27 protein-coding genes are annotated in these 26,181 nt (G+C 73.1%); 8 read left to right on the top strand and 19 right to left on the bottom strand.

The window, feature by feature from the left end; translation table 11 throughout:
* Window positions 1-43: 43 nt before the first annotated feature.
* From rplT to infC, 3 genes are all read right to left on the bottom strand, one after another.
* On the bottom strand, window positions 44-427 hold the full coding sequence (gene rplT, locus ACIQLL_RS13635) for a 50S ribosomal protein L20 (RefSeq protein WP_402468068.1): 384 nt from the start codon (window positions 425-427) through the stop codon (window positions 44-46).
* A gap of 61 nt (window positions 428-488) precedes the next feature.
* Window positions 489-683: a 50S ribosomal protein L35 gene (gene rpmI, locus ACIQLL_RS13630; protein WP_402468065.1), complete on the bottom strand. Its 195-nt coding sequence runs from the start codon at window positions 681-683 to the stop codon at window positions 489-491.
* A 101-nt stretch (window positions 684-784) separates the two neighbouring features.
* Entirely contained in the window at window positions 785-1,516 is a 732-nt protein-coding gene (gene infC / locus ACIQLL_RS13625; RefSeq protein ID WP_402468154.1) for a translation initiation factor IF-3, read from the bottom strand.
* 415 nt (window positions 1,517-1,931) lie between these two features.
* Between infC and ACIQLL_RS13620 the strand changes: the two genes are divergently transcribed.
* From ACIQLL_RS13620 to ACIQLL_RS13600, 5 genes are all read left to right on the top strand, one after another.
* A complete protein-coding gene (locus ACIQLL_RS13620; protein WP_402468062.1) occupies window positions 1,932-2,396 on the top strand; it encodes a Fur family transcriptional regulator in 465 nt (154 codons plus the stop codon).
* Entirely contained in the window at window positions 2,393-3,841 is a 1,449-nt protein-coding gene (locus ACIQLL_RS13615; RefSeq protein WP_402468060.1) for a catalase, read from the top strand. Before ACIQLL_RS13620 ends, ACIQLL_RS13615 begins: the two co-directional genes overlap by 4 nt.
* A 121-nt stretch (window positions 3,842-3,962) precedes the next feature.
* Window positions 3,963-4,331, top strand: a complete 369-nt coding sequence (locus ACIQLL_RS13610; RefSeq protein WP_402468057.1) for a DUF1844 domain-containing protein — start codon at window positions 3,963-3,965, stop codon at window positions 4,329-4,331.
* 1 nt (window position 4,332) lies between these two features.
* Window positions 4,333-4,986 (top strand): hypothetical protein, encoded by a 654-nt coding sequence (locus tag ACIQLL_RS13605; protein ID WP_402468055.1) that lies wholly within the window; start codon window positions 4,333-4,335, stop codon window positions 4,984-4,986.
* An 83-nt stretch (window positions 4,987-5,069) separates the two neighbouring features.
* Window positions 5,070-5,723, top strand: coding sequence for a S1C family serine protease (locus tag ACIQLL_RS13600; RefSeq protein WP_402468052.1), 654 nt, complete (start codon window positions 5,070-5,072; stop codon window positions 5,721-5,723).
* 33 nt (window positions 5,724-5,756) lie between these two features.
* On the opposite strand, the gene ACIQLL_RS13595 is transcribed toward ACIQLL_RS13600, so the two are convergent.
* The 7 genes from ACIQLL_RS13595 to ACIQLL_RS13565 are packed head-to-tail and all read right to left on the bottom strand — an operon-like array spanning window position 5,757 to window position 10,811.
* A complete protein-coding gene (locus ACIQLL_RS13595) occupies window positions 5,757-6,494 on the bottom strand; it encodes an SseB family protein (protein WP_402468049.1) in 738 nt (245 codons plus the stop codon).
* Window positions 6,491-7,222 carry a bifunctional 1-(5-phosphoribosyl)-5-((5-phosphoribosylamino)methylideneamino)imidazole-4-carboxamide isomerase/phosphoribosylanthranilate isomerase PriA gene (gene priA / locus ACIQLL_RS13590; RefSeq protein WP_402468046.1) on the bottom strand — a complete coding sequence of 244 codons (732 nt, stop codon included), beginning with the start codon at window positions 7,220-7,222 and terminating at the stop codon, window positions 6,491-6,493. The genes ACIQLL_RS13595 and priA overlap by 4 nt, the downstream gene beginning before the upstream one ends.
* Before the next feature lie 46 nt (window positions 7,223-7,268).
* Window positions 7,269-8,009, bottom strand: a complete 741-nt coding sequence (gene hisH / locus ACIQLL_RS13585; RefSeq protein ID WP_402468044.1) for an imidazole glycerol phosphate synthase subunit HisH — start codon at window positions 8,007-8,009, stop codon at window positions 7,269-7,271.
* On the bottom strand, window positions 8,009-8,572 hold the full coding sequence (locus ACIQLL_RS13580; RefSeq protein ID WP_402468041.1) for a hypothetical protein: 564 nt from the start codon (window positions 8,570-8,572) through the stop codon (window positions 8,009-8,011). Before ACIQLL_RS13580 ends, hisH begins: the two co-directional genes overlap by 1 nt.
* Window positions 8,573-8,576: 4 nt before the next feature.
* Window positions 8,577-9,179: an imidazoleglycerol-phosphate dehydratase HisB gene (hisB, locus tag ACIQLL_RS13575; RefSeq protein ID WP_402468038.1), complete on the bottom strand. Its 603-nt coding sequence runs from the start codon at window positions 9,177-9,179 to the stop codon at window positions 8,577-8,579.
* On the bottom strand, window positions 9,179-10,309 hold the full coding sequence (locus tag ACIQLL_RS13570; protein WP_402468035.1) for a histidinol-phosphate transaminase: 1,131 nt from the start codon (window positions 10,307-10,309) through the stop codon (window positions 9,179-9,181). Before ACIQLL_RS13570 ends, hisB begins: the two co-directional genes overlap by 1 nt.
* Before the next feature lie 52 nt (window positions 10,310-10,361).
* Window positions 10,362-10,811, bottom strand: a complete 450-nt coding sequence (locus ACIQLL_RS13565) for a QcrA and Rieske domain-containing protein (RefSeq protein WP_402468032.1) — start codon at window positions 10,809-10,811, stop codon at window positions 10,362-10,364.
* Window positions 10,812-10,864: 53 nt separating this feature from the next.
* Between ACIQLL_RS13565 and ACIQLL_RS13560 the strand changes: the two genes are divergently transcribed.
* Complete coding sequence (locus tag ACIQLL_RS13560) at window positions 10,865-11,281, top strand: hypothetical protein (RefSeq protein WP_402468031.1); 417 nt, start codon at window positions 10,865-10,867, stop codon at window positions 11,279-11,281.
* Between the two features lie 268 nt (window positions 11,282-11,549).
* Entirely contained in the window at window positions 11,550-13,805 is a 2,256-nt protein-coding gene (locus ACIQLL_RS13555; protein ID WP_402468151.1) for a RecQ family ATP-dependent DNA helicase, read from the top strand.
* Here ACIQLL_RS13555 and ACIQLL_RS13550 read toward each other — a convergent pair.
* The 3 genes from ACIQLL_RS13550 to hisD all read right to left on the bottom strand — a co-directional run bounded on the left by ACIQLL_RS13550 (window position 13,802) and on the right by hisD (window position 19,053).
* Window positions 13,802-17,098, bottom strand: coding sequence for a DEAD/DEAH box helicase (locus tag ACIQLL_RS13550; RefSeq protein WP_402468029.1), 3,297 nt, complete (start codon window positions 17,096-17,098; stop codon window positions 13,802-13,804). The two genes, ACIQLL_RS13555 and ACIQLL_RS13550, sit on opposite strands and share 4 nt — an antisense overlap.
* 61 nt (window positions 17,099-17,159) lie before the next feature.
* Complete coding sequence (locus ACIQLL_RS13545; RefSeq protein ID WP_402468027.1) at window positions 17,160-17,729, bottom strand: GNAT family N-acetyltransferase; 570 nt, start codon at window positions 17,727-17,729, stop codon at window positions 17,160-17,162.
* 1 nt (window position 17,730) lies between these two features.
* On the bottom strand, window positions 17,731-19,053 hold the full coding sequence (gene hisD, locus ACIQLL_RS13540) for a histidinol dehydrogenase (protein WP_402468025.1): 1,323 nt from the start codon (window positions 19,051-19,053) through the stop codon (window positions 17,731-17,733).
* Window positions 19,054-19,126: 73 nt separating this feature from the next.
* Here hisD and ACIQLL_RS13535 point away from each other — a divergent pair, with 73 nt between their 5' ends.
* On the top strand, window positions 19,127-19,366 hold the full coding sequence (locus ACIQLL_RS13535) for an RNA-binding S4 domain-containing protein (protein WP_402468023.1): 240 nt from the start codon (window positions 19,127-19,129) through the stop codon (window positions 19,364-19,366).
* A gap of 1 nt (window position 19,367) precedes the next feature.
* Here ACIQLL_RS13535 and ACIQLL_RS13530 read toward each other — a convergent pair whose 3' ends face one another.
* The 6 genes from ACIQLL_RS13530 to ACIQLL_RS13505 form a co-directional block, all read right to left on the bottom strand.
* The gene (locus ACIQLL_RS13530) at window positions 19,368-19,772 is read right to left on the bottom strand and encodes a pyridoxamine 5'-phosphate oxidase family protein (RefSeq protein ID WP_402468148.1); all 405 of its coding nucleotides are present in this window, start codon (window positions 19,770-19,772) and stop codon (window positions 19,368-19,370) included.
* 22 nt (window positions 19,773-19,794) lie between these two features.
* The gene (locus tag ACIQLL_RS13525) at window positions 19,795-20,346 is read right to left on the bottom strand and encodes an NUDIX hydrolase (protein WP_402468021.1); all 552 of its coding nucleotides are present in this window, start codon (window positions 20,344-20,346) and stop codon (window positions 19,795-19,797) included.
* A complete protein-coding gene (gene dnaE / locus ACIQLL_RS13520) occupies window positions 20,343-23,927 on the bottom strand; it encodes a DNA polymerase III subunit alpha (RefSeq protein ID WP_402468018.1) in 3,585 nt (1,194 codons plus the stop codon). Before dnaE ends, ACIQLL_RS13525 begins: the two co-directional genes overlap by 4 nt.
* A 68-nt stretch (window positions 23,928-23,995) precedes the next feature.
* Window positions 23,996-24,925, bottom strand: a complete 930-nt coding sequence (locus tag ACIQLL_RS13515; protein ID WP_402468015.1) for an RluA family pseudouridine synthase — start codon at window positions 24,923-24,925, stop codon at window positions 23,996-23,998.
* On the bottom strand, window positions 24,925-25,623 hold the full coding sequence (gene lspA, locus ACIQLL_RS13510; RefSeq protein ID WP_402468013.1) for a signal peptidase II: 699 nt from the start codon (window positions 25,621-25,623) through the stop codon (window positions 24,925-24,927). The genes ACIQLL_RS13515 and lspA overlap by 1 nt, the downstream gene beginning before the upstream one ends.
* A gap of 19 nt (window positions 25,624-25,642) precedes the next feature.
* Window positions 25,643-26,104 carry a TraR/DksA family transcriptional regulator gene (locus ACIQLL_RS13505; RefSeq protein WP_402468011.1) on the bottom strand — a complete coding sequence of 154 codons (462 nt, stop codon included), beginning with the start codon at window positions 26,102-26,104 and terminating at the stop codon, window positions 25,643-25,645.
* Between the last annotated feature and the right edge of the window lie 77 nt (window positions 26,105-26,181).

The following is a 26,181-nucleotide window of genomic DNA, read 5'->3' as shown; positions in this document are numbered from 1 at the left end:
GGCAGGCGGGCTGTCCGGGCGTCCGGGGGTGCTGAGCGGTGGCTCAGGCGGCCTTCGGCGCGTTGACGTCCTGCGGGAGGGCGTCCTTCGCGACCTGGACCAGCGCGTTGAACGCGACGGTGTCGTTGACCGCGAGCTCGGCGAGCATGCGACGGTCCACCTCGACGCCCGCGGCCTTGAGGCCCTGGACGAAGCGGTTGTAGGTCAGCCCCTGCGCGCGGGACGCAGCGTTGATGCGCTGGATCCACAGCTTGCGGAAGTCGCCCTTCTTGGCCTTCCGGTCGCGGTAGGAGTAGACGAAGGAGTGGGTGACCTGCTCCTTGGCCTTGCGGTACAGGCGCGAGCGCTGGCCGCGGTAACCGCTGGCGCGCTCGAGGGTCGTACGGCGCTTCTTGTGGGCGTTGACCGCCCGCTTCACGCGTGCCACGTGATGCTCCTTGCAGTTCGGGTCGGAAGTGGGCCCCGGCGGGATCGACCGCCGGAAGGACTCACTTACCGAGCATCTTCTTGATTCGCTTGACGTCGGCCGGGGCGACGTCCTGGTCCACGGCCAGCCGACGCGTACGACGGCTCGACTTGTGCTCGAGGTAGTGGCGAGCGTTGGTCTGCTCACGCATGAGCTTGCCCTTGCCGGTGACCCGGAAGCGCTTCTTGGCGCCGGAGTGCGTCTTGTTCTTCGGCATGACTGCCGTCTCTCCTCGTGTCGGTCTCCCGCCCGAGGGCGGGGACGTGATGCTGACCGTGGCCGGTGCGCCGGCCCGGTGTCAGGTGGTCTGTGCGGTCCTCAGCCGACGCGCGGCGCGGGCCGGGGACGCGGCCGGGGTGCCGGCGTCGGCTCCGCCGACTGCTGCGGCTCCGCCGGTGCCGGCGCCTCGGACTGCTCCGGGGTGGCGGACTGCTCCGGCGCCTCGGGCTGCTCCGGTGCCTCGTCGGCACCGGCGCGGGCACGAGCCTCCGCCTTGACCTCGGACTTCGTCTTGCGCTGGGCGTTGACCTCGGCCGAGCGCTTGCGCTGCTCGTTCTTGGCGTCAGCCTTCTTCTTGACCGGCCCGAGGACCATGGTCATGTTGCGCCCGTCCTGCTTGGGCATGGACTCCACGAAGCCGAGGTCCGCGACGTCGTCCGCGAGGCGCTGCAGCAGCCGCACGCCCATCTCGGGGCGGGACTGCTCGCGACCGCGGAACATGATCATGACCTTGACCTTGTCGCCGGCCGACAGGAATCGCTCGACGTGGCCCTTCTTGGTGGCGTAGTCGTGCGGGTCGATCTTGAGGCGGAACCGGATCTCCTTGAGCAGGGTGTTCGCCTGCTTGCGGCGCGCCTCGCGCGCCTTCATGTCCGACTCGTACTTGAACTTGCCGAAGTCCATGAGCTTGGCGACGGGCGGACGGGCGTCCGGGGCGACCTCGACCAGGTCGAGGTCGGCGTCCTGGGCAAGCTTCAGGGCGACTCCCGTGGCGACCACGCCGACCTGTTCCCCGCCCGGGCCGATGAGCCGGACCTCGGGGACGCGGATCCGGTCGTTGATGCGAGGCTCGCTGATGTTGGTGCTCCTAGAACTCGTCGTGTAGGACTGCCAGGAACGGGAAAGGCCCCCGACCTGGGCGACAGGTGGAGGCCATCATGACCGGCGTCGACAGAGCCGTGACTCCGCCGAACCGGGGCAGGACGGCGTGAGCCGTCCGACCGGACCCGGCCCCTGTCGACACGCACACGCGGTGGCGTCCGTCGGAGCTCGGGTGGGATGTTCTCCGCTTGCTGCACCCGGCATCGAAATCTGCCGGGTCGGTCCGGCGACAACTTTAGCACGACGCCCCCGGTCGCCCGCCAGACCTCGGACGCCCCGGGATGCCGGAACAGGTGTCGCGTCGGTCACGTCCGGCCGGCGACCCAAACTGGAATCGTTCCAGAGAACACTCTAGGCTGGGTCCATGACCACCGCCCCTGCTGCCGCGAGCGACGAGCAGCTCCTGCGCGCCGGCGGCCTGCGGGTCACCGGGCTCCGGCTGGCCGTGCTGCGGGCGCTGGACGTCCGTCAGCACTCGACCGCCGACGACGTCGTCCGGGCGGTGCGCGCCGAGCTGGGCTCGGCCTCCGTCCAGGCCGTCTACGACTCCCTGCACACGCTGACCGGCGCCGGCCTCCTGCGCCGGATGGAGCCCGCCGGGCATCCGGCACGCTACGAGCGACGGGTCGGCGACAACCACCACCACGTGGTGTGCCGGGGCTGCGGCACCGTGGCCGACATCGACTGCGCCGTCGGCGCCGCCCCGTGCCTGCTCCCCGGCGACACCCACGGGTTCTCCGTGGACCTGGCCGAGGTCACCTTCTGGGGCGAGTGCCCCGACTGCGCCACCACCCGCCTGTCAACCCCCCGAGAAAGGACGTCACGATGACGACCCCGTTCACGACGACTCAGACCGGTACCCCGGTCTCCAGCGACCAGTACTCCCTGACCGTCGGCTCCGACGGCCCGACCGTCCTGCACGACCGCTACCTCGTCGAGAAGCTCGCCTCGTTCAACCGCGAGCGCGTCCCGGAGCGCAACCCGCACGCCAAGGGCGGTGGCGCCTTCGGCGAGTTCGAGGTCACCGAGGACGTCTCGCAGTACACCAGCGCGGCCGTCTTCCAGCCGGGCGCCAAGGCCGAGACCGTCCTGCGGTTCTCCTCCGTGGCCGGCGAGCAGGGCTCCCCCGACACCTGGCGCGACGTGCGCGGGTTCGCGCTGCGCTTCTACACGACCGAGGGCAACCTCGACATCGTCGGCAACAACACCCCCGTGTTCTTCCTGCGCGACGCCATGAAGTTCCCCGACTTCATCCACTCCCAGAAGCGCCTCGGGGCCTCCGGCCTGCGCGACGCCGACATGCAGTGGGACTTCTGGACCCTCTCCCCCGAGTCCGCCCACCAGGTCACCTACCTCATGGGCGACCGCGGCCTGTCGAAGTCCTGGCGCCACCTCAACGGCTACGGCTCGCACACCTACCAGTGGATCAACGCCGCCGGCGAGCGGTTCTGGGTGCAGTACCACTTCATCTCGAAGCAGGGCGTCGAGAACATCAGCAACGAGGACGCCGAGCGCATCGCCGGCGAGGACGCCGACCACTACCGTCGCGACCTGTACGAGGCCATCGAGCGCGGCGAGCACCCCTCCTGGGACGTCAAGGTCCAGGTCATGCCGTACGAGGACGCCAAGACGTACCGGTTCAACCCGTTCGACATGACCAAGGTCTGGCCCCACAGCGACTACCCGCTGATCAAGGTCGGCACGTTCACGCTGAACCGCAACCCGCGCAACTTCTTCGCCGAGATCGAGCAGGCGGCGTTCTCCCCCGGCAACCAGGTGCCGGGCACGGACATCTCCCCCGACAAGATGCTCATGGCCCGCGTCTTCGCCTACAACGACGCCCACCGCCACCGCATCGGCGCCAACTTCAACCAGTTGCCCGTCAACCAGGCCCACGCCGCCCCGGTCAGCAACTACATGCACCAGGGTCCGATGGCCTACCACTTCAACGGCCCCGAGCACCCCGTCTACACCCCGAACTCGTTCGGCGGCCCGGCGGCCGACCCGACCCGCGCCTCCGAGGGGAGCTGGGAGAACGACGGCGAGCTGCTGCGGTCGGCCTACACCCTGCACTCCGAGGACGACGACTTCGGCCAGGCGGGCACCCTGTACCGCGACGTCTTCGACGACGCCGCCAAGGCGCGCTTCCTGGCGACGCTGACCGGCCAGGGCAAGGCCATCACGATCGACGAGATCCGCGAGCGGTTCTTCCAGTACTGGACGAACGTCGACGCCGAGCTGGGCGCCAAGCTCCGCTCCGAGGTGGCCGCCTGAGCGAGCGCCACCGAGGCACGCGGTACCGGCCGACGGCGCCGCGGACCCGCCGAGGCCGGGCCCACCACGCGTGGGCCCGGCCTCGGCGTCCGTCGGTCGGCGAAGATGCCAAGATGGTCCCATGAGCCTTCCCACCGCACCGTCCGACGGCCCGATCGACGCCGCGACGGCGACGCGAGACATCGCCGACGTGGCCGCCGTCGAGGTGATCACCACCGCGGCCGTCCACCTCATGAGTGCCGCCGCGGTCAAGTGCGGCCTGGCCGAGGGCCCCGAGGCCGCCGACCAGCAGGACCTGGACGAGGCCCGCAAGCTCATCACGGCGCTCGCGGCCCTCGTGACGGCGTCGGCCCCGGACATCGGCAACCAGCACGCCCGCTCACTGCGCGACGGGCTGCGCTCGTTGCAGCTCGCCTTCCGCGAGGCCTCCGTGGTGCCCGACGCACCGGGCGAGGGTCCCGGCGAGAAGTACACGGGTTCCGTCGTCTGACATGAGCCACGACGGCCCGTCCTGGGAGCCGCCGACGACGACGTCGGCCGGCCCCGCCGCGCCCTCGCCGGCGTCGATCCGCCCCGGCGCGCCACCACCCCCGGACGCACCGAGCGACGCCCCGCCCCGCCGACGCGCACGACGCCGCGGCCGCGGCGCGACGGTGGCCGCTGTCGTGCTGGCCGTGCTGCTCGTCGCCGTGACCGCGACCGCCGGCTATCTCTGGCAGACCACGGACGCGTGGCAGGAGCACTCCGCCGACTGGGAGGACGAGGCGCACCGCTACGCCGACGAGGTCGCCGCGCTGCAGTCCGAGCTCGACGGGGTCAACGCCGAGCTGGTCGCCGCGCGCGAGCAGCTCGAGACCGCCACCGGCCGCATCACCGAGCTCGCCGACGAGAAGGCACAGCTCGGGGACGAGAACGTGGCCAGCCAGCAGTACCTCGACTACCAGCGCCGGGTCAGCGAGGCGGCCGGCGTCGTGGCCACGGCGCTCGGCCAGTGCACCCAGGCGCAGTTCCAGCTCATCGGCTACCTCGGCGACCGGGACGCCTACGACCCGCAGGACCTCGACCGGTTCGCGACCGACGTCCAGGACCTGTGCGACGAGGCGAACGAGGCGAACGAGCAGCTCCAGCGGGAGCTCGCGCAGTGAGGCGCGCCCTGGCCGGCGCGCTCGGGCTCGTCGTCGCCGGCGCGTTGACGGGCTGCTCGGTGGTATCGGAGACGCTGCCGCCGATGCCGCCTCCGGTCCCCACCGACATCGTGCCGAGCGCCGCGGCACCGACCCTCGCGTCCGCCGGCGAGGAACGGCTCTCCCCCGACGGGTTCGACGCCGTGCAACGCATGGCGGTCCGCATCCGCAACGTGGGGTGCGCCGGGCTGTCCACCGGTTCCGGGTTCGCGGTGGGCTCCCACACCCTGGTCACCAACCGGCACGTGGTCGTCGACTCGCAGTCGTTGCAGGTCAGCACCTATGACGGCCGCGACCTCGACGTCTCGGCCGCCGGGACCGCCGCGCTCGCCGACCTGGCGCTGGTCCGCACCGAGGACGAGCTGCCGTCCTACCCCGCCCTCGCGGAGGAGGACCCGCAACGGGGAGACGACGTCACGGTGGTCGGCTACCCGGAAGGCGGCGAGCTCACGGCCACCGCGGGCACCGTCATCGGCACCACGACCGACCCGCTCAACGAGAACCTGGGTGAGGTGCTGGTCACCGACGCCGCGGTCGAGCCGGGGTCGTCGGGATCGGCAGCGCTCAACGACGCCGGCGAGGTCATCGGCGTCGTCTACGCCAAGACGGGTGACGGCCGGTCGCTGCTCGTCCCGCGGTCGACCCTGGAGGACCTCCTCGCCGACGAGGCGGCGTTCACCGACGTCCCGCCGTGCTGAGTCCGGCCGCGAGAGCCGGGCGGTCAGCCGCCCTCAGCGCGCCGCGGCGATCCGCAGCTCGAGCGAGTCGACGCGGTCCGCAACCACCTTCGCCGCGGCGAGGCGAGCGTTGACCTGACCCAGGACCGTGTCCAGTCCGGCGCGATCCAGGCCGGGGTCCAGGGCCAGGACGACGGCCACCTCGGCCTTGCGGCCCGGCTCGGCATGGGCCCGCACCACGTGCTGCACGGGCGCGGCGGCATCCGCGACCGCCCGGGCCACGTCGGCGTCGACCGTCGGGCCGTCCGGGCCCGGGACGAGCGCGGGAACCCACTCGACGCCCTGGGCCAGCGCCCAGACGGCCGGTCGGGGCACCAGCACGGTGGCCGGCCCGGCCGGGTCCAGGACCAGCAGCGACCACCGCTCGTCCACGGCGGACAACGCTGCCCGGCGCGCCTCCACCGGGACGGGGCGGGCGTCGGTCCGCCAGGCGCGCATCGCCTCGACCGAGGAGAAGACCGGCAACGCGCGCCGCCCGTCCGGGGACTCGAGGGCGACGACACCCGAGGACGCCTCGGAGTCGACCTGGTGCTCGACGCCGTCACGAGCGACGGTGGAGGTCGCCTCGGCCTCGGCGAGCACCGGCACGAGCACCCTGGTCTGCGACAGCCGCGCCACGACCTCGCGCAGCGAACTCGTCCCGGTGCTCAGACCGGCGACGAGCCGGACGAGCTCTGCGTCGGCGGTGCCGTCGTCACCGGCGAACCTGCTGGTGGGCTGGATGGACCTCATGGGCGCCCCGCCACGTCGAGCGCCTCGGGGAGCGTGAACGCCCCGGCGTAGAGCGCCTTGCCGACGACGGCCGCGTCGACACCGTCACCGGTGAGCGCGCGCAGGGCCCGCAGGTCGTCGAGCGACGAGATCCCCCCGGACGCCACCACGTGGGCCGGCGTGCGGGAGGCGACCTCGCGCAGCAGCTCGACGTTGGGTCCGCGCAGGGTGCCGTCCTTGGTCACGTCGGTGACCACGTAGCGGGAACAGCCGGCCTCGTCCAGGCGGGCGAGCACCTCCCACAGGTCCCCACCCTCCTTCGTCCAGCCCCGTGCGGCCAGCGTGGTGCCACGGACGTCCAGGCCCACGGCCACCTGGTCGCCGTGCTCGGCGATCACGCGTGCGGTCCACTCCGGGTCCTCCAGCGCGGCCGTCCCGATGTTGACCCGGCGCGCCCCCGTGCCCAGGGCACGTTCGAGCGACGCGTCGTCGCGGATCCCGCCGGAGAGCTCGACCTGCACGTCGACCTCGGACACGACCCGGGCGAGCAGGTCGGCGTTGGAGCCGCGGCCGAACGCCGCGTCGAGGTCGACCAGGTGGATCCACTCCGCACCGCCGGACTGCCAGTCCAGGGCGGCGGCGAGCGGGTCCCCGTAGGAGGTCTCGGAGCCGGCCTCGCCCTGGACGAGGCGGACGGCCTGACCGTCGGCGACGTCGACGGCGGGCAGCAGCACGAGGCGTTCGGTCATGCGGGGTCTCTCCAGACGTGGTGGACGTGCGGGTGGGCGGTCGCCCTCACAGGGACCGCACCCAGTTCTCGAGCAGGGTGGCGCCGGCGTCGCCGGACTTCTCGGGGTGGAACTGCGTGGCAGACAGCGGGCCGTCCTCGACGGCGGCGACGAACCGCGCCGCGGCACCGGCCGGACCGTGCGACGCCCAGGTGACGCGCGGTGGGGTGTAGCGCGGGTCGGCGGCGTCGTCGTGGCCCTGGGTGAACGCCTGGGCGGCGTACGAGTGCACGAAGTAGAAGCGCTCGTCGGCGATCCCGGCGAACAGCGTCGAGCCGTCCGCGGCCTCCACGCCCGACCAGCCCATGTGCGGGACGACCGGCGCCTCGAGCCGGTCGACGACGCCGCGCCACTCGCCCAGCCCGTCGGCGCGCACGCCGTGCTCCACCCCGGCGTCGAACATGATCTGCATGCCCACGCAGATGCCGAGCACCGGGCGGCCGCCGGCCAGCCGGCGGTCCACGATCTGGTCGCCGCGCACCTCACGCAGCCCGGCCATGCAGGCGGCGAAGGCCCCCACGCCGGGGACCACCAGGCCGTCGGCGTGCTCCGCGGTGCGCCGGTCGGCGGTCAGCTCGACGTCGGCACCCACCCGCTCCAGCGCACGCACCGCCGAGCGGACGTTGCCGAAGCCGTAGTCGAGCACCACGACCCGCGGCCGCCCTCCGGCGCCGGCGCGAGCAGCGGGACGGGGGTTGAGCTCGGCCGCGGCGCCGCCCTCGGGCAGCAGCTCGGGAACCTCGCTCATCACTTCTTCTTCCGCGACCGACGGGAGATCGACGAGAGCATGCGCACGGCCTTGAGTCGGCCGATGCCCGACGACGGCACGACGCCGGGCAGGTCGGTGACCGCCAGGTGGCCGGTCAGCAGGTCCTCCAGCGCGTCGGGCGCCCCGCCCAGCACGAGCCCGGCGGGAAGCTCGCCGTCCTCCACGCCGTCGGCGAACCGGCGGCAGGTGAGCTGTTCACCCTGCCGTGTGACGAGGATCAGGGGCACACCCTGGACGAGCCGGGAGACGGTGGCTGCTGCCTGGCCGGGTGCGTCACCGCTGCGGTCCCGCAGCACGGCGAGCGCCCCCACGGGGGTCGGTACCGCGTCGACGTCGAGGTCGGCCAGCGCACAGGCGGCGGCCAGGGGCTCGGCGTCGGCGACCTGGGTGATCAGCACGGCGATCTCGGGGTCGGAGGACCCGTCCAGCCCGGACAGGTCGTCCGGGATCTCGAACCCGTCGGGGATCTCCGGCAGGCCCGGTTCGTCGTCCCGGACGGTCGGGTCGTGCTGCTCGGGCTGCTCGGGCGATGCGGCGGTCATGCGGTTACAGCGCACCCTTCGTGGACGGGACACCCTCGACGCGCGGGTCGGGGGCGATGGCGGCCCGCAGAGCGCGGGCGAGAGCCTTGAACTGGGCCTCGACGACGTGGTGGGGATCGCGCCCCGCCAGCACGCGCACGTGCAGGCAGATGTCGGCGTGGTGCGCGATCGACTCCAGCACGTGCCGGGTCAGGGAGCCGGTGAAGTGCCCGCCGATGAGGTGGTACTCCTGACCGGCGGGCTCGCCGGTGTGCACCAGGTAGGGACGGCCGGAGACGTCGACGACCGCCTGGGCGAGCGCCTCGTCCAGCGGCACGAGGGCGTCGCCGAACCGCGAGATGCCCCGCTTGTCGCCGAGCGCCTGCTTCAGGGCCTGACCGAGGACGATCGCGGTGTCCTCCACGGTGTGGTGGGCGTCGATCTCGGTGTCGCCGGTGGCGCGCACCGTGAGGTCGATCAGGGAGTGCTTGCCCAGCGCGGTGAGCATGTGGTCGTAGAACGGCACGGTCGTGGAGACGTCGGTGCGTCCGGTGCCGTCGAGGTCGACCTCGACGACCACGCTCGACTCGCTGGTCGTGCGCTCCACGCGCGCGGTGCGATCCGCCATCACTGCTCCTCCTGGTCGATCACGTCGAGCAACGCGTCCTTGAACGCGCGGGTCTCCTCAGGCGTTCCCACCGAGACCCGCAGCCAGCCGTCGGGTCCGGTCTCCCGGATCAGGACCCCGCGCTCCAGCAGTCCCCGCCAGACGGCGTGCCGGTCCGGGAACGTGCCGAAGAGCACGAAGTTCGCGTCGGTCTCGGCCACCTGGAACGGTCGGCCCGAGACGTGCTGCCGCTGCAACCATGCCACGAGCCCGTCGCGCTCCGCACGCAGGTCCGCCACCTGGGCGAGCAGCGAGTCCCGATGCTCCAGGGCAGCACGGGCCGTCGCCTGGGTGACGGCGGACAGGTGGTACGGCAGGCGCACGACGCGCAGCGCGTCGACCAGGGCGGTGGATGCCGCGAGATAGCCGAGGCGCAGGCCGGCCGCGGCGAACGCCTTGGACATCGTGCGGGTCACGGCCAGCAGGGGGTACCGGTCGAGCAGCTCGAGCGCCGACGGCGTCCCGGCCCGGCGGAACTCGGCGTAGGCCTCGTCGACGACGACGACGGCGGGCACCCGGGCCACGGCGTCCAGCACCGCCCGGATCGTGGCCTGCGGCAGGGCCGTGCCGGTGGGGTTGTTCGGGCTGGCGAGCAGGATCACCGACGGCCGTTCGGCCTCGATCAGCGCGACGGCCGACTCCGGGTCGACCGTGAAGTCCTGCGCCCGCCGTCCCGTCACCCACCGCGTGTGCGTGTCACGGGCGTACTCGGGGTACATCGAGTAGGTCGGCGCGAACGAGACCGCCGTCCTGCCCGGCCCGCCGAAGGCCTGCAGCAGGTGCAGCATGACCTCGTTCGAGCCGTTGGCGGCCCAGATCTGCTCGGCGGCCAGTCGCACGCCCGACTCGACCGACAGGTAGTCGGCCAGGTCGGCGCGGAGGGCCGGGAAGTCGCGGTCGGGGTAGCGGTTCAGCGTGCCCGCGGCGGTCGCGACCCGCTCGGCGATCGTCGCGACGACGTCCGGTGACGGGGCGTACGGGTTCTCGTTGACGTTGAGCAGCACGGGCACGTCGAGCTGGGGGGCGCCGTAGGGCACCTCGTCGGCGAGCTCGGGGCGCAGCGGCAGCGCCGGAGCGTCGGGGGTGGTCACCGCACCAGTCTACGAGCGCCCCGACGGTGGTGCGGCGGCCGTCGGCACCGCCTCAGGCGACGACGACGTCGCCGTCGACCACCTCGACGGCGATCTCGCCCAGGGGTTCCGGCGCCGGGCCCGCCTGGACCGACGCGTCCGTCAGGGAGAACACCGACTGGTGGCACGGGCACTCGAGCAGGTCACCCGCCGGTGCGACCGTGCACCCCTGGTGGGTGCAGATCGCGCTGAAGACGTGCACCTCCCCCTCGGTGGGCTGGGTCACCAGGACCGGCGTGCCGGCCACCTCGGCGCTGACCGCCCCACCGACGGGCACGTCCGCGAGCGCGACGACGGTCTCCCCGGCGCCCGAGGTGGTCACGTCGTCGACCGCACCGGAGGGATCGACCGGGTCGGAGCACGCGACGAGCACCCCGCCGCCGACCACCACGCCGGTGGCGAGTCCCGCACCGCGCAGAATCTGACGACGGGAACAGGTGACGGGACCGGTGGGTGCGTTCATCGGAGAGCTCCTCGGGGGTGACGCGGGTCACGGGCGGTGGCAGCATGTCCATCATGGACGCCCCCACCGGATCGGTGCCAGCGACGCGCGGCAGACCGTCCTCCCGCACGTCCTGGTCGTTGCGCGTCGTCGCCGCGCTGGGGGTGCTGGTCTCCGCCGTCGTGCACCTGGTGCTGTGGGCCGACGGCTACCGGGACCTCGAGGTGACCGGCGCGCTCTTCCTGCTCAACGCCGTCGGGGGTGCGGTGCTGGGCGTGCTGCTCGTCACCTGGCGGCACTGGCTGCCCCTGGTGGGCGGGATCGCCTTCGGGGCCGCCACCCTCCTGGCGTTCGTCGCCTCCGGGACGATCGGGTTCTTCGAGGTGTCGGGGCACCTGATGTTCGGCCCGGACGAGATCGTCGCCGCGGTCTCGGAGGTGGTCGCCGTCGTCGCCTCGACCTGGGCGCTCCTGCGCGAGCAGGCGCGCTGAGCCCTGTGGACCGTCCTCCCGCGGTGTCCCCCGCTCCCCCTACGATCGCAGGGTGACCTCCTCGGACGACCCGTACGCCGACCTCGTGCCCGCCTGGACCGACGACGACGTCCCTCCGGACGACGACGTCCCTCCGCCTCCGGAGGAGGCCGGTGCGCCGCACGACGCCGCGGAGGCCCGCCCGGCGGCCGCACCGGCGACGACGGCGGGCCCGGGCGGGACCGGCGGGACGGAGCGCGCGGAGGCGGCGCGCCGCGCGAAGCTGGCGATGCTGCGCGGGCTGATGGACACGGCGGGCGAGGGTGGTGGCACCCTGCGCGAGCAGGCCACCGAGGCGCTGCGTGCCCTCGTCGGGCGCGAGGACGCCGAGCTGCGCGAGGACCAGTGGAGCGCCATCGAGGCGTTGGTGGCGTTCCACCGCCGCGCGCTCGTGGTGCAGCGCACCGGCTGGGGCAAGTCGGCCGTCTACTTCGTCGCGACGAGCCTCCTGCGCGCCCGCGGCGCCGGACCCACCGTCATCGTCTCGCCGTTGCTGGCCCTCATGCGCGACCAGGTCGCGGCGGCCGCCCGCGCCGGGATCCACGCCGTGACGATCAACTCGTCCAACGTGACGGAGTGGGAGCAGATCCACGCCCAGATCGCCGCCGGCGAGGTGGACGTACTGCTGTGCTCCCCCGAGCGGCTCAACAACCCGGCGTTCCGCGACGAGGTGCTGCCGCGGCTGGCCGCCGACGCCGGCCTCGTCGTCGTCGACGAGGCGCACTGCATCTCCGACTGGGGCCACGACTTCCGCCCCGACTACCGCCGCATCCGTACCCTGCTGGCCGACCTCCCACCGGGCATCCCCGTGCTGGCGACGACCGCGACGGCCAACGAACGCGTGACCGGCGACGTCGCCGAGCAGATGGCCGTGCACGGCGAGGGCGCCACCACCGACGACCGGGTGCTCGCCGCCGACGGCGTGCTCGTGCTGCGCGGAGCCCTGGACCGCGAGTCCCTGCACCTGGCCGTGCTGGAGCTCGGGGACCAGCCCACGCGCGTGGCCTGGCTCGTGGAGGCCCTGCAGGAGATCGACGGCTCCGGGATCGTGTACTGCCTGACGGTCTCGGCAGCCGAGGAGGTCGCCGCCCAGCTGCGCGGTGCCGGGCTCGCCGTGGCCGCCTACACCGGCCGCACCGACCCCACCCAGCGTGCCCAGCTCGAGGAGGACCTCAAGGAGAACAGGGTCAAGGCCCTGGTCGCGACGTCGGCGCTCGGCATGGGGTTCGACAAGCCCGACCTGGCGTTCGTCATGCATCTCGGCGCGCCGTCGTCGCCCATCGCCTACTACCAGCAGGTCGGTCGCGCCGGCCGCGGCGTCGACGACGCCGTGGTCGTCCTGCTCCCGGGCCACGAGGACCGGGCCATCTGGGACTGGTTCGGCTCGCAGGCCTTCCCCGCCGAGCCCCAGGTGCGGGCCACGCTCGCGGCGCTGGCCGAGACCGGGGAGACGATGTCCACGGCGGCGCTGGAGACGTACGTCGACCTGAAGCGGTCCCGCCTCGAGTCGATGCTCAAGGTCCTCGACGTCGACGGCGCGGTCCGCCGGGTCAAGGGCGGCTGGGTCGCCACCGGGGCCGAGTGGGTCTACGACGCCGCGCGGTACCAGCGGGTCGCCGAGACCCGCCACGTCGAGCAGCGCGCGATGCTGGACTACATCGCCACCGACGGCTGCCGCATGCGGTACCTGCGCGCCCAGCTCGACGACCCGGCGCTGCCCGACGGGTGGACGTGCGGTCGCTGCGACCGGTGCGGCGGCGTCGCACTACCCCCGCCGCCCGACGCCGCGACCGTGGCGTCGGCACGCGAGGAGATGGACCGGCCGGGGGTCGAGGTCGAGCCGCGCAAGATGTGGCCGTCGGGGCTCGCCACCCTCGGGGTGGACGTCAAGGGCAAGATCCCCGAGGCCGAGCGGGCCGAGCCGGGCCGAGCCGTGGCCCGCTTCGACGGGCTCGGCTGGTCCGGGCCCGTGCGCGAGCTGTTCGGTCCGGGAGCCCCCGACGGCGAGACCCCGCCCGCCCTGCGCAGCGCGGCCGCCCGGGTGCTCGACGACTGGGACGCGATCCACGGCCCGGGCGCGACCGACGCGGAGGCGGTCGACGTCGCCGAGGCGGACGCCGCGGGACGGCCCCTGCTCGTCGAGGGCGTGGTCGCCGTGCGGTCGGTGGCCCGCCCGCAGCTCACCTTCCATCTGGCGAACGGGTTGGCCTCCTACCTCGGGGTGCCGCTGATCGGCGCCGTGGGACCGGTGCCCGGAGCCGACGAGCCCGGCCGCCACGACGTCAATTCGGCCATGCGGCTCGCGGGGGTGGCCCGGCGGCTGCGCCTGGAGCTCGGCGAGGCGGCCCTGGCCGGACTGCCGGGGCGCACCGTCCTGCTGGTGGACGACTGGACCGAGTCCGGGTGGACGCTCACCGTCGCCGCCCGGCTGCTGCGCCAGGCCGGCGCGGCCGCCGTCCATCCCTTCGTGCTCGGGGTGCGCTAACCGTCGAGGAGCCCACGGACGTCCTCGGCGACGAGCGCGCCCGCGAAGGCCCCGGCGTCGTCGTCCAGCACCGCGTCGAACAGGGCCGCCTTGCGGCGCGCGAGCGCCATGACCTTCTCCTCGATGGTGTCGGCGGCCACCAGACGGGTGACCACGACGTTGCGCGTCTGGCCGATCCGGTGGGTGCGGTCGATGGCCTGGGACTCCGCCGCGGGGTTCCACCAGGGGTCGAGCAGGTAGACGTAGTCGGCCTCGGTGAGGTTGAGACCCACGCCACCCGCCTTGAGGCTGATGAGGAAGACCGGGGCCTCACCCTGCTTGAAGCCGCGGATCACGCCGGCCCGGTCGCGGGTGCTGCCGTCCAGGTAGGCGGTGGGCAGGCCCGCGGCGGCGCACCGCTGCTCGACCCGGCGCAGGAACGAGGTGAACTGGGAGAACACGAGGGTGCGGTGTCCCTCGGCGGCGACCTCGGTGAGCTGGTCGAGCACGACGTCCAGCTTGGCCGACGTCACGCCGGCGTAGGCGTCGTCGACCAGCGACGCGTCCAGGGCGAGGCGCCGCAGCGTCGTCAGCGACCGGAAGATGGCGGCCTTGTTGGCCTCGAAGTCGGTCAGCAGCCCGAGCAGCCGCTGCCGCTCCCGCTGCAGGTGGGTGTCGTAGACCTTGCGGTGGTCCGGGGCGAGCGGGACGCGCAGCACCTGTTCCTGCCGTTCGGGCAGCTCCGGGGCGACCTGCTCCTTGGTGCGGCGCAGCATGAGGGTGCGGATGCGTCGCTTGAGCCGAGCCAGCGCACGGTTGCCCGCCGCGACCACGTGCGGGTCGTCGTCGTGGGCCGCGGCGTCGACCGGCCGGACGGTCTCGGCACGGAAGCGGTGCAGCGACGGGTAGAGGCCGGGTGCCACGACCGCCAGCATCGCCCAGAGCTCGGTGAGGTTGTTCTCCATCGGCGTCCCGGTGATCGCCAGCTTGAACGGGGCGTCGAGCCGTCGCGCGGTCTGGTTGGCCCGGGTGCGGGGGTTCTTGGCGAACTGCGCCTCGTCGAGGATCAGGCCGGTCCACTCCAGGGCGTCGAACGCCGCGAAGTCGAGGCGGAACACGGCGTAGGAGACCACGACGACGTCGGCGCCGGCGACGATCTCGGCCAGCTCGCGGCCGAGCTTCCTGGTCGTGGCGGGCAGCGCGACCACGCGCAGGTCGGGGGTGAAGCGCGCCGCCTCGTCCACCCAGTTGCCGACCACGGAGGCCGGGGCCACCACGACGAAGGGATGACGGCCGCCGTCCGGCGACGACGCGGCGCGCGCGTGTGCCACGAACGCGAGCGTCTCGACCGTCTTGCCCAGCCCCATGTCGTCGGCGAGGATCCCGCCGAGCCCGTGCCGCCACAGGAAGGTCAGCCACTCGAACGCCTGGTGCTGGTACGGCCGCAGCCGGGCCCGCAGGCCCGACGGGGCCACCAACGGTTCCGGGGTCGTCGCCCCCGTGGCCAGGTTCCGCAGCTCGGCCATGGCGCGGCGCCACCGATCGGGCACCTGCACGTCGTCCGCGACGTCCTCCAGATCACTCCACAGGTCGGCGTCGTAGCGGCTGATCCGAAGCGTGCCGGGCTTGTCGGCCAGCGCTCCCGCCTCCTCGATGAGCGCGCGCAGGCGTCCCAGGACCGGCTGGTTCAACCGCATCCAGGAGCCGTCGACCAGCAGCAGACGCTTGCGCCCGTTCGCCAGCGCGGTGAAGAGCTTGGCGAACGGGATGTCCTTGCCGCCGACGGTGACCGTCACGCCGAGGTCGAGCCAGTCGGAGTCCCCGGACGGCGCACCGTCGACCACCACGCGCGCCGGGGCCTCGAGGTGGTGGTAGTCCGGGACGGGGTCACCGGCGAGCACGACCTCCGTGCCGGCGAGCGCGGGCAGCACCTCGTGAGCCAGGTCGAGGGCGTCGAGGCCCGTGAACGTGTGCCGTTCCGCGAGCTCGAGGCGTTCGAAGCCCGGGACGCCACGGATCGCCGCGGCCGCCTTGTCCCGGATCTCGGCCTCGACCTCGACGTCCCGGGACGGGTCGACGGCGGCGCCGTCCAGCGGCACCGTGCGCGACGCGCCGTCACCGCGCGGGTACCGCCACTCCCAGGAGAGCTCGGCGTGCTCGGGGGAGGCGAACCGCGTGGTGCCGACCAGCACCGGTCGCGGGTTCTGAGGCAGCTCGACGCTCCCGTCCGAGACGACGCGGGCGATCCGGCGCAGGGCAGGCAGGTGCTCGGTGTAGAGCTCGTCGACCTCGGCGTCCGGGACGTCGGTGGCCCCGAGCGCGAGGAGCTCGCGCACACCGTCCCCGAGCCGCCGCGAGGCAGGGCCCAGGCGCAGCACGGTGCGCCCCCCGGCCGACCCGACGGCGTACAACCCCGTGTCCCCGACCGTACCGACCTGGTCCTGGGTACCGGCGTCGACGTCGTCGAACGTGACGACCGGCATCAGCCGCACACCGCCGTCGCCGGTCCCGACCTCGAGGCGCGCCGCGGCGGCGCGCGCCAGGTGGACCTCGTCGCGCGCGCCGTGCCCGACGAGCGGGATCTGCAGGTCGGACGCCTCGGCCAGGAGCGGCCAGAGCCCGCGACCCCCGGCGGAGAGGTCGCGCCACGCGTCGCGGGTGCGGACGAGGCCGTCGCTCAGGAGCGCACCGAGCTCGGCGAACCAGCGCCGCACCTCCGGTGCGGGCGTGGCGCGAACCCCGGCGAAGGCGTACAGACCGCGCGTCAGGGCGTCCCAGCTCGCTTCCGGAGCCGTCTTCCAGCCCCCGTTGCGTGCCGGCACCACCGGCCGGACGGACAGGCCCGGCGTCTCGCCGCCGAACGCCCCGTCGAGGCGGAAGCGCAGCGCGACGGGAAGCACGCCGCCCGACGCCGGCGCCGCCGTCGGGCCGGTCGTGCCCGTCACGGCAGCGAGGCGGCCTCGCCACCCGGAGTCGACCCCGCCGCCCGCCCCCGGACCCTCCGCACCGTGCGGGCCGACGTGCAGCAGCGTGGCCGCGACGTGCTTGCAGTCGATCGCCACCGGGCACGAGCAGGACGAGTCCTCGAAGGCGAAGCGCCCGGAGTCGTCGACCGTGAACCAGATGCGGCACGCGTACGGCCGCGGGCCGCTCCCCGTGACGCGCGCGGTCAGGACCAGCGCCTCGGCGTCCCACCGCCAGGAGGCGACCATCCCCGATCGCTGGTAGCCCTGCGCACGTCGGAACGTCGTCGCCCCGACGATCCCGCCCACGACGAGCGGGTCGAGCCGAGGTGGCGGGGACGTCGCGGGCATGGGGCCATGCTGCCACGGTGCTCCGACACGTCCGCCGCCGGACAGCGTCGCGCTTGGCACACTATTCCTTCTCGGCCGCCCACTCCTCGCGCAGGACGCCGTAGACCAGCGCGTCGTGGCGCACCCCGTCCACCACCCGGGCCCGCCGGAACCGGGCCTCCTCGACGAACCCCAGAGACCGGGCCAGAGCGACCATCGGCGCGTTGCCGGACCAAGTCGCCAGGTCCAGCCGTACCCAGTCGCTGCGGGCGAAGAGCAGCGAGGTCCACGCGGACAGCGCCGCACGTCCTGCTCCCCTGCCACGGACGGCCGGGTCGTAGAGCACGATGCCGAGGCGCGCCCACTGCGTCGCCTCCGACTCCCAGTACCAGCTCACCGTGCCGAGCAGCCGGTCGGTGCCCGGATCGGCGACGACCGCCCGGTGCGGCGGGAGCCCGGCGCCGTCGTCGGCTCCCTGCGCCGCCACGCGGGCCGCGAACGACTCCGCCTCCGGCGCGGTGGGTCGCGCGAAGTAGGGCCCGTCCCAGCGGTGCCAGTCGTGGTGCGGACGCAACCACTCCCGCAGGACCGGACCGTCCTCGGGGCGGCCCGTGCGCAGCACGCACCGCGGTGTCGTCAGCGGCAGCCGCACCTCAGAACCGACCGCGCACCGCCTCGCCGTGGGCCGGCAGGTCCTCGTCGTTCGCGACGGCGACGATCCGGTCGGCGACCTCGGCGAGCGCCTCGCGCGAGTACTCGATCACCTGCACCGACCGCAGGAACGCGTGCACACCCAGACCGCTGGTGAACCGCGACGTGCCACCCGTGGGCAGCACGTGGTTCGACCCCGCCAGATAGTCCCCCAGGGACACCGGCGAGTGGGCCCCGACGAAGATCGCCCCCGCCGAGGTGACGCGCTCGGCCAGCGCCGCCGCGCCGGCGGTCTGGATCTCCAGGTGCTCGGCACCGTAGGCGTTCACGACGGCCAGCCCTTGGTCCAGGTCGTCCACCAGGACCACGGCGGACTGCGGGCCGCCGAGCGCCGTCGTGACCCGCGTCGAGTGCTTGGTCGCGCCCGCCATGTCCGCGAGCTTCGCCTCGACCGCACCGGCCAGCTCGACCGAGGGGGTGACCAGTACGGACGCGGCCATCGGGTCGTGCTCGGCCTGGCTGATCAGGTCGAGCGCCACGTGGTCGGCGTCGGCCGTGCCGTCCGCGAGCACCGCGATCTCCGTCGGGCCCGCCTCCGCGTCGATCCCGACGACGCCGCGGACCAGCCGCTTCGCCGCGGCCACGTAGACGTTGCCCGGCCCGGTGACGACGTCGACCGGCTCGCACAGGACCTCGCCGTCGACCGGCTCGGAGCCGGCGGCGCCGTAGGCGAACATCGCCACCGCCTGGGCGCCGCCGACGGCGTAGACCTCGTCCACGCCGAGCAGCGCGCACGCCGCCAGGATCGTCGGGTGCGGCAGACCGCCGGCGTCCTTCTGCGGCGGCGAGGCCACGGCGAGCGCCGGCACACCCGCCTCCTGGGCGGCGATCACGTTCATGATCACCGAGGAGGGGTACACGGCCAGGCCGCCCGGGGCGTAGAGGCCCACCCTCCGCACCGGGATCCACCGCTGGCGCACCTCGGCGCCGTCGGCCAGCACGGTGGTGTGCTCGCCGGGCACCTGGTCGGCGTGCACGGCTCGCACCCGCCTGATGGACTCCTCCAGCCCGGCGCGCACCTGCGGGTCGAGGTCCGCGAGCGCCGAGTCGAGAGCGGTGACCGGGACACGGAGCCGTTCGGGGCGCACCCCGTCGAACCGTTCGGCCAGGTCCCGCAGCGCTGCGGCCCCGCGGGACCGCACAGCGGCGATGACCGGGGTGACGACGTCGACGGCCTGCTCGACGCCCACCTCGGGACGCGGCAGCACGCCCAGCAGCTCGGTACGGGACAGGACCTGCCCTCGCAGGTCGATGCGTCGGATCATCCCGTCAGTCTAGGTCGGCACGGCGGAGGCCCGGCAGTTCGTCCCGGACCCTGGTCGCGGGGACAATGGGCCGATGGACACCCCGATCGAGGTCCCCATCCGCGACGACGTCATCCGGCTCGGACAGTTCCTCAAGCTGGCCGGCCTCGCCGAGTCCGGCAACCACGCCCGTGACCTGGTGGCCGACGGCGACGTGCGCGTCGACGGCGAGGTCGAGACCCGGCGGGGACGCCAGCTGCGCGCCGGTGCCCGCGTGACCGTCGCCGGGCCCGAGGGCGACGAGACCGCCGTCGTGGTCCACGACGCCGGATAGCTCAGGACGACATGTAGGCCGAGGCCATCGTGCGGTCGACGTGCAGGTGCAGCACCAGGCGGTTCGGGTCGTGCTCGACCTGCCGGTAGCGGCGCGCGTAGCGCCGGACGGCCTCGGCGACGTCCTCGGCGTCCTCGGACACCTCGATCGCACCCTCCAGCGTCAGCCACCGACCGCCGTCGACCTGGCACAGCGCGGCGCGTGACGGTTCGCCGTCGGGGCCCCGACGGCGCGCGTTGCGGACCTTCGTCGACGTGCGCCTCGCGGTGATCCGGGCGATCCCCCGGTCGGCGTCCCAGGTGAACGCGACCGGCACCACGTGCGGGGTCCCGTCCGCGCGCAGGGTCGTCAGAGTGGCCAGGTGGCGCTCGGTGACGAACACGAGCTGCTCGGGGTTGAGTCGCATCACGGCGCCAGCCTACGGGCGCTCAGAACCCGACCGTCATGACCGTCGGCACCTCGGCCCCGTGCCGGCCGGCGTCGTGCAGCGCGCGCAGGACGAGGAGCTCGTGCGGCACCACCGGGTCGGGCAGCGCCACCAGCGGGAACCACCGCAGGTCGGCCGACTTGTCCGGCTCCCGGACCGTCGGCGTGCCGGACCACCGTGACGCCGTGAAGAAGACGTCGATCCGCTGCTCCAGGGCCGGTCCCCCGGGCTCACCGCGGTGCATCGTCGTCAGCGGCTCCAGGTCCGACCTGTCGATCGTGATGCCGAGCTCCTCGCGCGCCTCGCGCACCGCGGCGTCGAGCACCGACTCGCCCGGCTCCACGTGGCCGGCGGCGCCCGCGGCCCAGTACCCGTCGCGGTACCCGGTCCCCCGGCGCAGCCCGAGCAGCACCTGCCCCTCGCGGCGCAGGAACACGTACGCGGCCGGCACCACCCGGAACCGGTGGTCGGCGGAACCGTCGTCCCAGGTCGACGACGGACCGCTCTCGACGCCGCCCCCGCCGTCGGCCGGCCCGGGGCCAGGGACGCTCATGACAGACAGCTCGGGCCGAGCAGCGCCTTGAGGTCGCCGAACAGCGCGGGTGACTTCTCCACCCGCAGCCTGTCGGCGGCCCGGACCACCGTCGTCTTCCCCGGCTCGGCGACGTGGACGTGCACCTCGGCCGGTCCGGGATGGGAGGTCAGCACCTCGCGCAGCCGCATCATGACGGGCTCGACGCACCGCGTGTGCGGCACGGTGACGTGCACCGGCGAGTCGGCGACGGCGGAGGTGTCCGGCAGGGAGACCTCCTGCGCCTGGAGCTGCATCTGCTCGTCGCGACGGCGCACCCGCCCCTTGAGCGTCACCACCTGGTCCTCGGCGAGCACCGTGGAGTAGGCCAGGTAGGTCTCGCCGAAGAACATCACCTCGACCGAGCCCTCCAGGTCCTCGATCGTGACCGCGGCCCACGGGTTGCCGTTCTTGCTCATCTTGCGCTGGACGGAGGTCAGCAGGCCGGCCACCGTCACCGAGGAACCGTCGGCGCGGTGCTCGTCGGCCACCAGCGTGGCGATCGAGGTGTCGGCCGCCCGGGCGAGGACGTGCTCCATCCCGGACAGCGGGTGGTCCGAGACGTACAGGCCGAGCATCTCGCGCTCGAAGGCCAGCAGCTGCTTCTTGTCCCAGTCCGGCAGGTCCGGGACGTCGACGGCGAAGGTGACGACGTCGTCGTCCCCGCCACCGAGGTCGGCGAACAGGTCGAACTGACCCTCGGCCTCCTTGCGCTTGACCGAGATGACCGAGTCCACCGCCTGCTCGTGCACGACCAGGAGCGCGCGGCGCGGGTGCCCGAGGGAGTCGAAGGCGCCGGCCTTGATCAGCGACTCGATCGTGCGCTTGTTGCACACCACCGCCGGGACCTTGTCGAGGAAGTCCGTGAACGAGGTGAAGTCGCCGTGCTCCTCGCGCGCCGCGATGATCGCCGTGACGACGTTCGCCCCGACGTTGCGGATCGCCGTCAGGCCGAAGCGGATGTCGTCTCCCACGGCCGTGAACTTCGCGGCGGACTCGTTGACGTCCGGCGGGAGCACCGTGATGCGCATCCGGCGGCACTCACCGAGGTAGAGCGCCATCTTGTCCTTGTCGTCCCGCACCGACTGCAGCAGGCCCGCCATGTACTCGGTGGGGTACTTCGCCTTGAGGTACGCGGTCCAGTAGGCGACCAGGCCGTACCCGGCCGAGTGCGCCTTGTTGAACGCGTACCCGGCGAACGGCACCAGGGTGTCCCACACCGCCTTGATCGCGCCCGCCGAGTAGCCCCGCTCCTGGCACCCGGCCTCGAAGCTCACGAACTCCTTGGCCAGCACCTCGGGCTTCTTCTTGCCCATGGCGCGGCGCAGGAGGTCGGCCTGGCCCAACGAGTAGCCGGCGAGCACCTGCGCGGCGCGCTGCACCTGCTCCTGGTAGACGATCAGTCCGTAGGTCTCGTCGAGGACCTCCGCGAGGGGCTCGGCGAGCTCGGGATGGATCGGCTCGATCTTCTGCATGCCGTTCTTGCGCAGCGCGTAGTTCACGTGCGAGTTCATGCCCATCGGGCCCGGCCGGTACAGCGCGATGACGGCCGACAGGTCGTCGAACTTGTCGGGACGCATCTGCCGCAGCAGCGAACGCATGGGGCCGCCGTCGAGCTGGAAGACGCCCAACGTCTCGCCGCGGGCCAGCAGCGCGTACGTGGCGTCGTCGTCGAGCGGGACGTGCTCGATCTCGACAGCGTCCTTGCCGTTCATCGTGATGTTCTCGAGCGCGTCGTCCAGGATGGTCAGGTTGCGCAGCCCGAGGAAGTCCATCTTGATCAGGCCGAGGCCCTCGGCCGTCGGGTAGTCGAACTGCGTGATCACGGCCCCGTCCTGGGGACGGCGCATGATCGGGATGACGTCGATGATCGGGTCGCTCGACATGATGACGCCCGCGGCGTGCACGCCCCACTGCCGTTTGAGCCCCTCGATGCCGCGGGCCGTCTCGACGACGCGCTGGGCCTCCGGGTCGGTGTCGTGCACGCTGCGGAACTCCGCGGCCTCGGAGTAGCGCTCGTGCTCCGGGTCGAAGATCCCGGACAGCGGGATGTCCTTGCCCATGACGGGCGGCGGCATGGCCTTGCTGAGCTTCTCGCCCATCGCGAAGGGGAAGCCGAGCACCCGTGAGGCGTCCTTGAGCGCCTGCTTGGCCTTGATCGAGCCGTAGGTGACGATCATCGCCACCCGGTCGTCGCCGTACTTCTCCGTGACGTAGCGGATGACCTCGGAGCGGCGGCGCTCGTCGAAGTCGACGTCGACGTCCGGCATGGTGACGCGCTCGGGGTTGAGGAAGCGTTCGAAGATCAGGCCGTGCTCGATCGGGTCGAGCTCGGTGATCCCCATGACGTAGGAGACCATCGAGCCCGCCGCGGAGCCCCGGCCGGGGCCCACCCGGATCCCCTGCTCCTTGGCCCAGTTGATGAAGTCGGCGACCACCAGGAAGTACCCGGGGAAGCCCATCTGGATGATGGTCTCGACCTCGTGCTCGGCCTGCTTGCGCACGGCGTCGGGGATCCCGGACGGGTAGCGGCGGCGCAGCCCCGTCTCGACCTCTTTGACGAACCAGGAGACCTCGTCCTCGCCGGCCGGGACCGGGAAGTTGGGCATGTAGTTGGCGCCGGTGTCGAACGAGACGTCGCACCGCTCGGCGATGAGCAGCGTGTTGTCGCACGCCTCGGGCATCTCGGCGAAGAGCCGCCGCATCTCGGCCCCGGAGCGCACGTAGAACGTGTCGCTCGAGAAGGCGAAACGGCTGCCGCCCTGGTCGTAGGTGGGCTCGTCCAGCGTGGAGCCCGAGTTGACCGCGAGCAGGACCTCGTGAGCGTGGGAGTCGGCCTGCCGGGTGTAGTGCAGGTCGTTCGTCGCGACCAGCGGCGCGTCGATCGCCTGGGCGAGCCGCAGCAGGTCCTTGGACGTGCGGGACTCGATCTCGATCCCGTGGTCCATCAGCTCGACGAAGTAGTTCTCCTTGCCGAAGATGTCCTGCAGCTCGCCCGCCGCGCGCACGGCCTCGTCCCACTGCCCCAGGCGCAGGCGCGTCTGGATCTCCCCGGACGGGCACCCCGTGGTGCCCATGAGCCCGTCGGAGTAGGTCTCGAGGAGCTCACGGTCCATCCGCGGCCACTTGCCCATCTGCCCGTCGAGCGAGGCCAGGGACGCCGCGCGGAACAGGTTGTGCATGCCGCGGTTGTCCCGGGACCACAGGGTCATGTGGGTGTAGGCACCGCCGGCGGAGACGTCGTCGCGCCGCTGGTGCTCCTCGCCCCAGCGGACCTTGGTGCGGTCGTGGCGGCTGGTGCCCGGCGTGACGTACGCCTCGACGCCGATGATCGGCTTGATGTCGAACTTGCGCGCCGTGCTCCAGAAGTCGAAGGCGCCGAACAGGTAGCCGTGGTCCGTGATCGCGATGGCCTTCTGGCCCTGCCGCTGCACCTCGGCGAACAGGTCCCCCATCCGCGCCGCGCCGTCGAGCATCGAGTACTCGGTGTGGACGTGCAGGTGGACGAAGTCGTCGTCCTTCGTGGTGGAATCCTTCGTGGAGGGGGCAGCGGCGTCCGGCATGGCAGCGAGTCTAGGCCGACCCACCGACCCTCCCGGCGTCCCCCGCCGTGGGGAGTCTCACCGCCCGATCAGTAGGCGTCGCGCAGGATCTCCAGCGCCGCCGAGAGGTCCTGCGGGTACTCGGAGGAGACGACGACCTCGCGGCCCGTGACGGGATGCGTGAAGCCCAGCCGCATCGCGTGCAGCCACTGCCGCCCCAGCCCGGTCCGTGACGCGAGGACCGGGTCGGCCCCGTACGTCAGGTCCCCGACCAGCGGGTGCCGCAGGGCCGAGAGGTGGACCCGGATCTGGTGGGTCCGTCCGGTCTCGAGGTGCACCTCGAGCAACGACGCCGCCGGGAGCATCTCGAGGACCTCGTAGTGGGTGACCGACGGCTTGCCCTCGGCCGTGACCGCGAACCGGTGGTCGTGCCGGGGGTGGCGCCCGATGGGGGCGTCGATGGTGCCCGTCGTGGGCTCCGGATGGCCCTGCGCGAGCGCGTGGTAGACCTTGTCGACCGTGCGTTCCTTGAACGCCCGCTTCAGCCCCGTGTAGGCCGCCTCGCTCTTGGCCACCGCCATCAGCCCCGAGGTGCCGACGTCGAGCCGGTGCACGATCCCCTGCCGCTCGGCGGCCCCGGACGTGGAGATCCGGTAGCCCGCCGCCGCCAGCGCGCCGACGACCGTCGGCCCCGTCCAGCCGGGCGAGGGGTGGGCGGCGACGCCGACCGGCTTGTCGACCACCACGACGTCGTCGTCCTCGTAGGCGATGGTCATGCCCTCGACCGGCTCCGCCACGACCTCGACGTCGGCGCTCGGCGCGTCGGGGACCTCGACCTCCAGCCAGGCCTCGGGCAGGAGGCGGTCCGACTTGCCGACCGGTGCGCCGTCGACCCGGACCGCGCCGGAGGCGGCGAGGTCGGCGGCCTGCGTCCGGGAGAACCCGAGCATGCGCGCCAGGGCGACGTCGACCCGCTCCCCGGCGAGCCCGTCCGGGACGGGCAGCGAACGCAGGGCCATCAGGCGGCCTCGGCGGACTCGCGGGTGCCGTCGATGCGGATGCCCCGGAAGGAGAGCACGACGATGAGGCCCGCCGCCACGACGATCGCGATGTCGGCCACGTTGCCGACGAAGAAGTCGGCATAGGCGATCATGTCGACCACCTCACCGCGGGCGAACCCCGGCTCCCGCAGCAGCCGGTCGACCAGGTTGCCCAGCGCACCGCCGAGCAGGAGGCCCAGCGCGACGGCCCAGCCGACCGATCCCAGCCGGCGCACGGCCCGCAGGATCACCACGATCACCGCCACGACGACGATCGTCAGGATCCAGGTGTAGCCGTCGGCCATGAACGACAGGGCGGCCCCCGGGTTGAAGACGAGGCTCAGCCCCAGCAGGTCGCCGAGCAGCGGGACCCGTTCACCCTCGGTGAGAGCGGACAGCGCCCACCACTTGGTCAGCTGGTCCACGGCGAGGACGAGCGCGGCGAGGACGAGGGCCCACGGTCCCAGCCGGCCGCGCCGCTCCGTCACGGCCGGGGACGTCTCGCCGGCGGCCGCGGTCGCCCCGCCGGTGGACGTCGGGTCGGAGGACGTCGGGTCGGCGGGCGGGCCGCCGGCGGGTCGCGTGCCGGTGGTCTCGGTGCGGCGCGTCGAGGTCGTGGCCTCGGGCTCGTCGGGGGTCTCGGGAACCGGGTCGGCCCCGGCGGGCGTGGTGGACATCGCGCCCGATTCTACGGGGCTACCGGCGCTCCTCGCGTGCCTTCGCCTCGACGGACAGGGTGGCACGGGGGAAGGCCTGCAGCCGGGCCTTGCCGATGGGCGCGCCCGTCACCTCGCACGTCGCGTAGGTGCCCTTGGCGATGCGACCCAGGGCGTGCGTCGTCTGCGCCAGGAGGTCGCGCAGGTTGTTGACGAGCGTGAGCTCCTGCTCGCGCTCCAGCGCGCTCGACCCGTAGTCCGCCTGGTCGTCCCCGGCCCCGTCCCCCGAGTTCCGCAGCAGGTCGCTGAGCTCGGCGTCCGCCGCGGCCAGCTCGCTGGAGTACCGCTCCTTGTCCTCGAGGAGCAGCAGCGCGAGCTCGGAGACCTCCTGGAGCGTCCAGGGGTCCTCGCCGTCGCGCACCGGGAACTGCTTGACGTCCCGCGCGAGGTTCGGGAACGCCTCGCGGATCGTCGTGCGCTGAGGGGTGGAGAGCTTGGCCATCGTGACCTTCCGTTCGTCGAAGTCACCGAAGCGTAAGTGCGCGGACCGGCCCGCACAACAGCACGCGCCGCACGGGG

Origin of the sequence: Isoptericola aurantiacus, assembly GCF_044769875.1 — a bacterium.
GTDB lineage: Bacteria > Actinomycetota > Actinomycetes > Actinomycetales > Cellulomonadaceae > Isoptericola > Isoptericola aurantiacus.
This window is presented reverse-complemented; position numbering and strand designations above follow the sequence as displayed.

What these genes read in the sequence shown, in the direction of transcription:
- priA (WP_402468046.1), bottom strand. Translation starts at nt 7,222, where the DNA reads ATGACCGAACGCCTCGTGCTGCTGCCCGCCGTCGACGTCGCCGACGGT.
- ACIQLL_RS13550 (WP_402468029.1), bottom strand. Translation starts at nt 17,098, where the DNA reads ATGCCCGCGACGTCCCCGCCACCTCGGCTCGACCCGCTCGTCGTGGGC.
- ACIQLL_RS13600 (WP_402468052.1), top strand. Translation starts at nt 5,070, where the DNA reads ATGCCGCCTCCGGTCCCCACCGACATCGTGCCGAGCGCCGCGGCACCG.
- ACIQLL_RS13615 (WP_402468060.1), top strand. Translation starts at nt 2,393, where the DNA reads ATGACGACCCCGTTCACGACGACTCAGACCGGTACCCCGGTCTCCAGC.
- ACIQLL_RS13505 (WP_402468011.1), bottom strand. Translation starts at nt 26,104, where the DNA reads ATGGCCAAGCTCTCCACCCCTCAGCGCACGACGATCCGCGAGGCGTTC.
- rpmI (WP_402468065.1), bottom strand. Translation starts at nt 683, where the DNA reads ATGCCGAAGAACAAGACGCACTCCGGCGCCAAGAAGCGCTTCCGGGTC.
- hisB (WP_402468038.1), bottom strand. Translation starts at nt 9,179, where the DNA reads ATGGCGGATCGCACCGCGCGCGTGGAGCGCACGACCAGCGAGTCGAGC.
- ACIQLL_RS13525 (WP_402468021.1), bottom strand. Translation starts at nt 20,346, where the DNA reads ATGAGCGTCCCTGGCCCCGGGCCGGCCGACGGCGGGGGCGGCGTCGAG.
- ACIQLL_RS13605 (WP_402468055.1), top strand. Translation starts at nt 4,333, where the DNA reads ATGAGCCACGACGGCCCGTCCTGGGAGCCGCCGACGACGACGTCGGCC.
- ACIQLL_RS13515 (WP_402468015.1), bottom strand. Translation starts at nt 24,925, where the DNA reads ATGGCCCTGCGTTCGCTGCCCGTCCCGGACGGGCTCGCCGGGGAGCGG.
- hisH (WP_402468044.1), bottom strand. Translation starts at nt 8,009, where the DNA reads ATGAGCGAGGTTCCCGAGCTGCTGCCCGAGGGCGGCGCCGCGGCCGAG.
- lspA (WP_402468013.1), bottom strand. Translation starts at nt 25,623, where the DNA reads ATGTCCACCACGCCCGCCGGGGCCGACCCGGTTCCCGAGACCCCCGAC.
- ACIQLL_RS13580 (WP_402468041.1), bottom strand. Translation starts at nt 8,572, where the DNA reads ATGACCGCCGCATCGCCCGAGCAGCCCGAGCAGCACGACCCGACCGTC.
- ACIQLL_RS13565 (WP_402468032.1), bottom strand. Translation starts at nt 10,811, where the DNA reads ATGAACGCACCCACCGGTCCCGTCACCTGTTCCCGTCGTCAGATTCTG.
- ACIQLL_RS13610 (WP_402468057.1), top strand. Translation starts at nt 3,963, where the DNA reads ATGAGCCTTCCCACCGCACCGTCCGACGGCCCGATCGACGCCGCGACG.
- ACIQLL_RS13560 (WP_402468031.1), top strand. Translation starts at nt 10,865, where the DNA reads ATGGACGCCCCCACCGGATCGGTGCCAGCGACGCGCGGCAGACCGTCC.
- ACIQLL_RS13535 (WP_402468023.1), top strand. Translation starts at nt 19,127, where the DNA reads ATGGACACCCCGATCGAGGTCCCCATCCGCGACGACGTCATCCGGCTC.
- hisD (WP_402468025.1), bottom strand. Translation starts at nt 19,053, where the DNA reads ATGATCCGACGCATCGACCTGCGAGGGCAGGTCCTGTCCCGTACCGAG.
- dnaE (WP_402468018.1), bottom strand. Translation starts at nt 23,927, where the DNA reads ATGCCGGACGCCGCTGCCCCCTCCACGAAGGATTCCACCACGAAGGAC.
- ACIQLL_RS13555 (WP_402468151.1), top strand. Translation starts at nt 11,550, where the DNA reads ATGCTGCGCGGGCTGATGGACACGGCGGGCGAGGGTGGTGGCACCCTG.
- ACIQLL_RS13595 (WP_402468049.1), bottom strand. Translation starts at nt 6,494, where the DNA reads ATGAGGTCCATCCAGCCCACCAGCAGGTTCGCCGGTGACGACGGCACC.
- ACIQLL_RS13530 (WP_402468148.1), bottom strand. Translation starts at nt 19,772, where the DNA reads ATGCGACTCAACCCCGAGCAGCTCGTGTTCGTCACCGAGCGCCACCTG.
- ACIQLL_RS13620 (WP_402468062.1), top strand. Translation starts at nt 1,932, where the DNA reads ATGACCACCGCCCCTGCTGCCGCGAGCGACGAGCAGCTCCTGCGCGCC.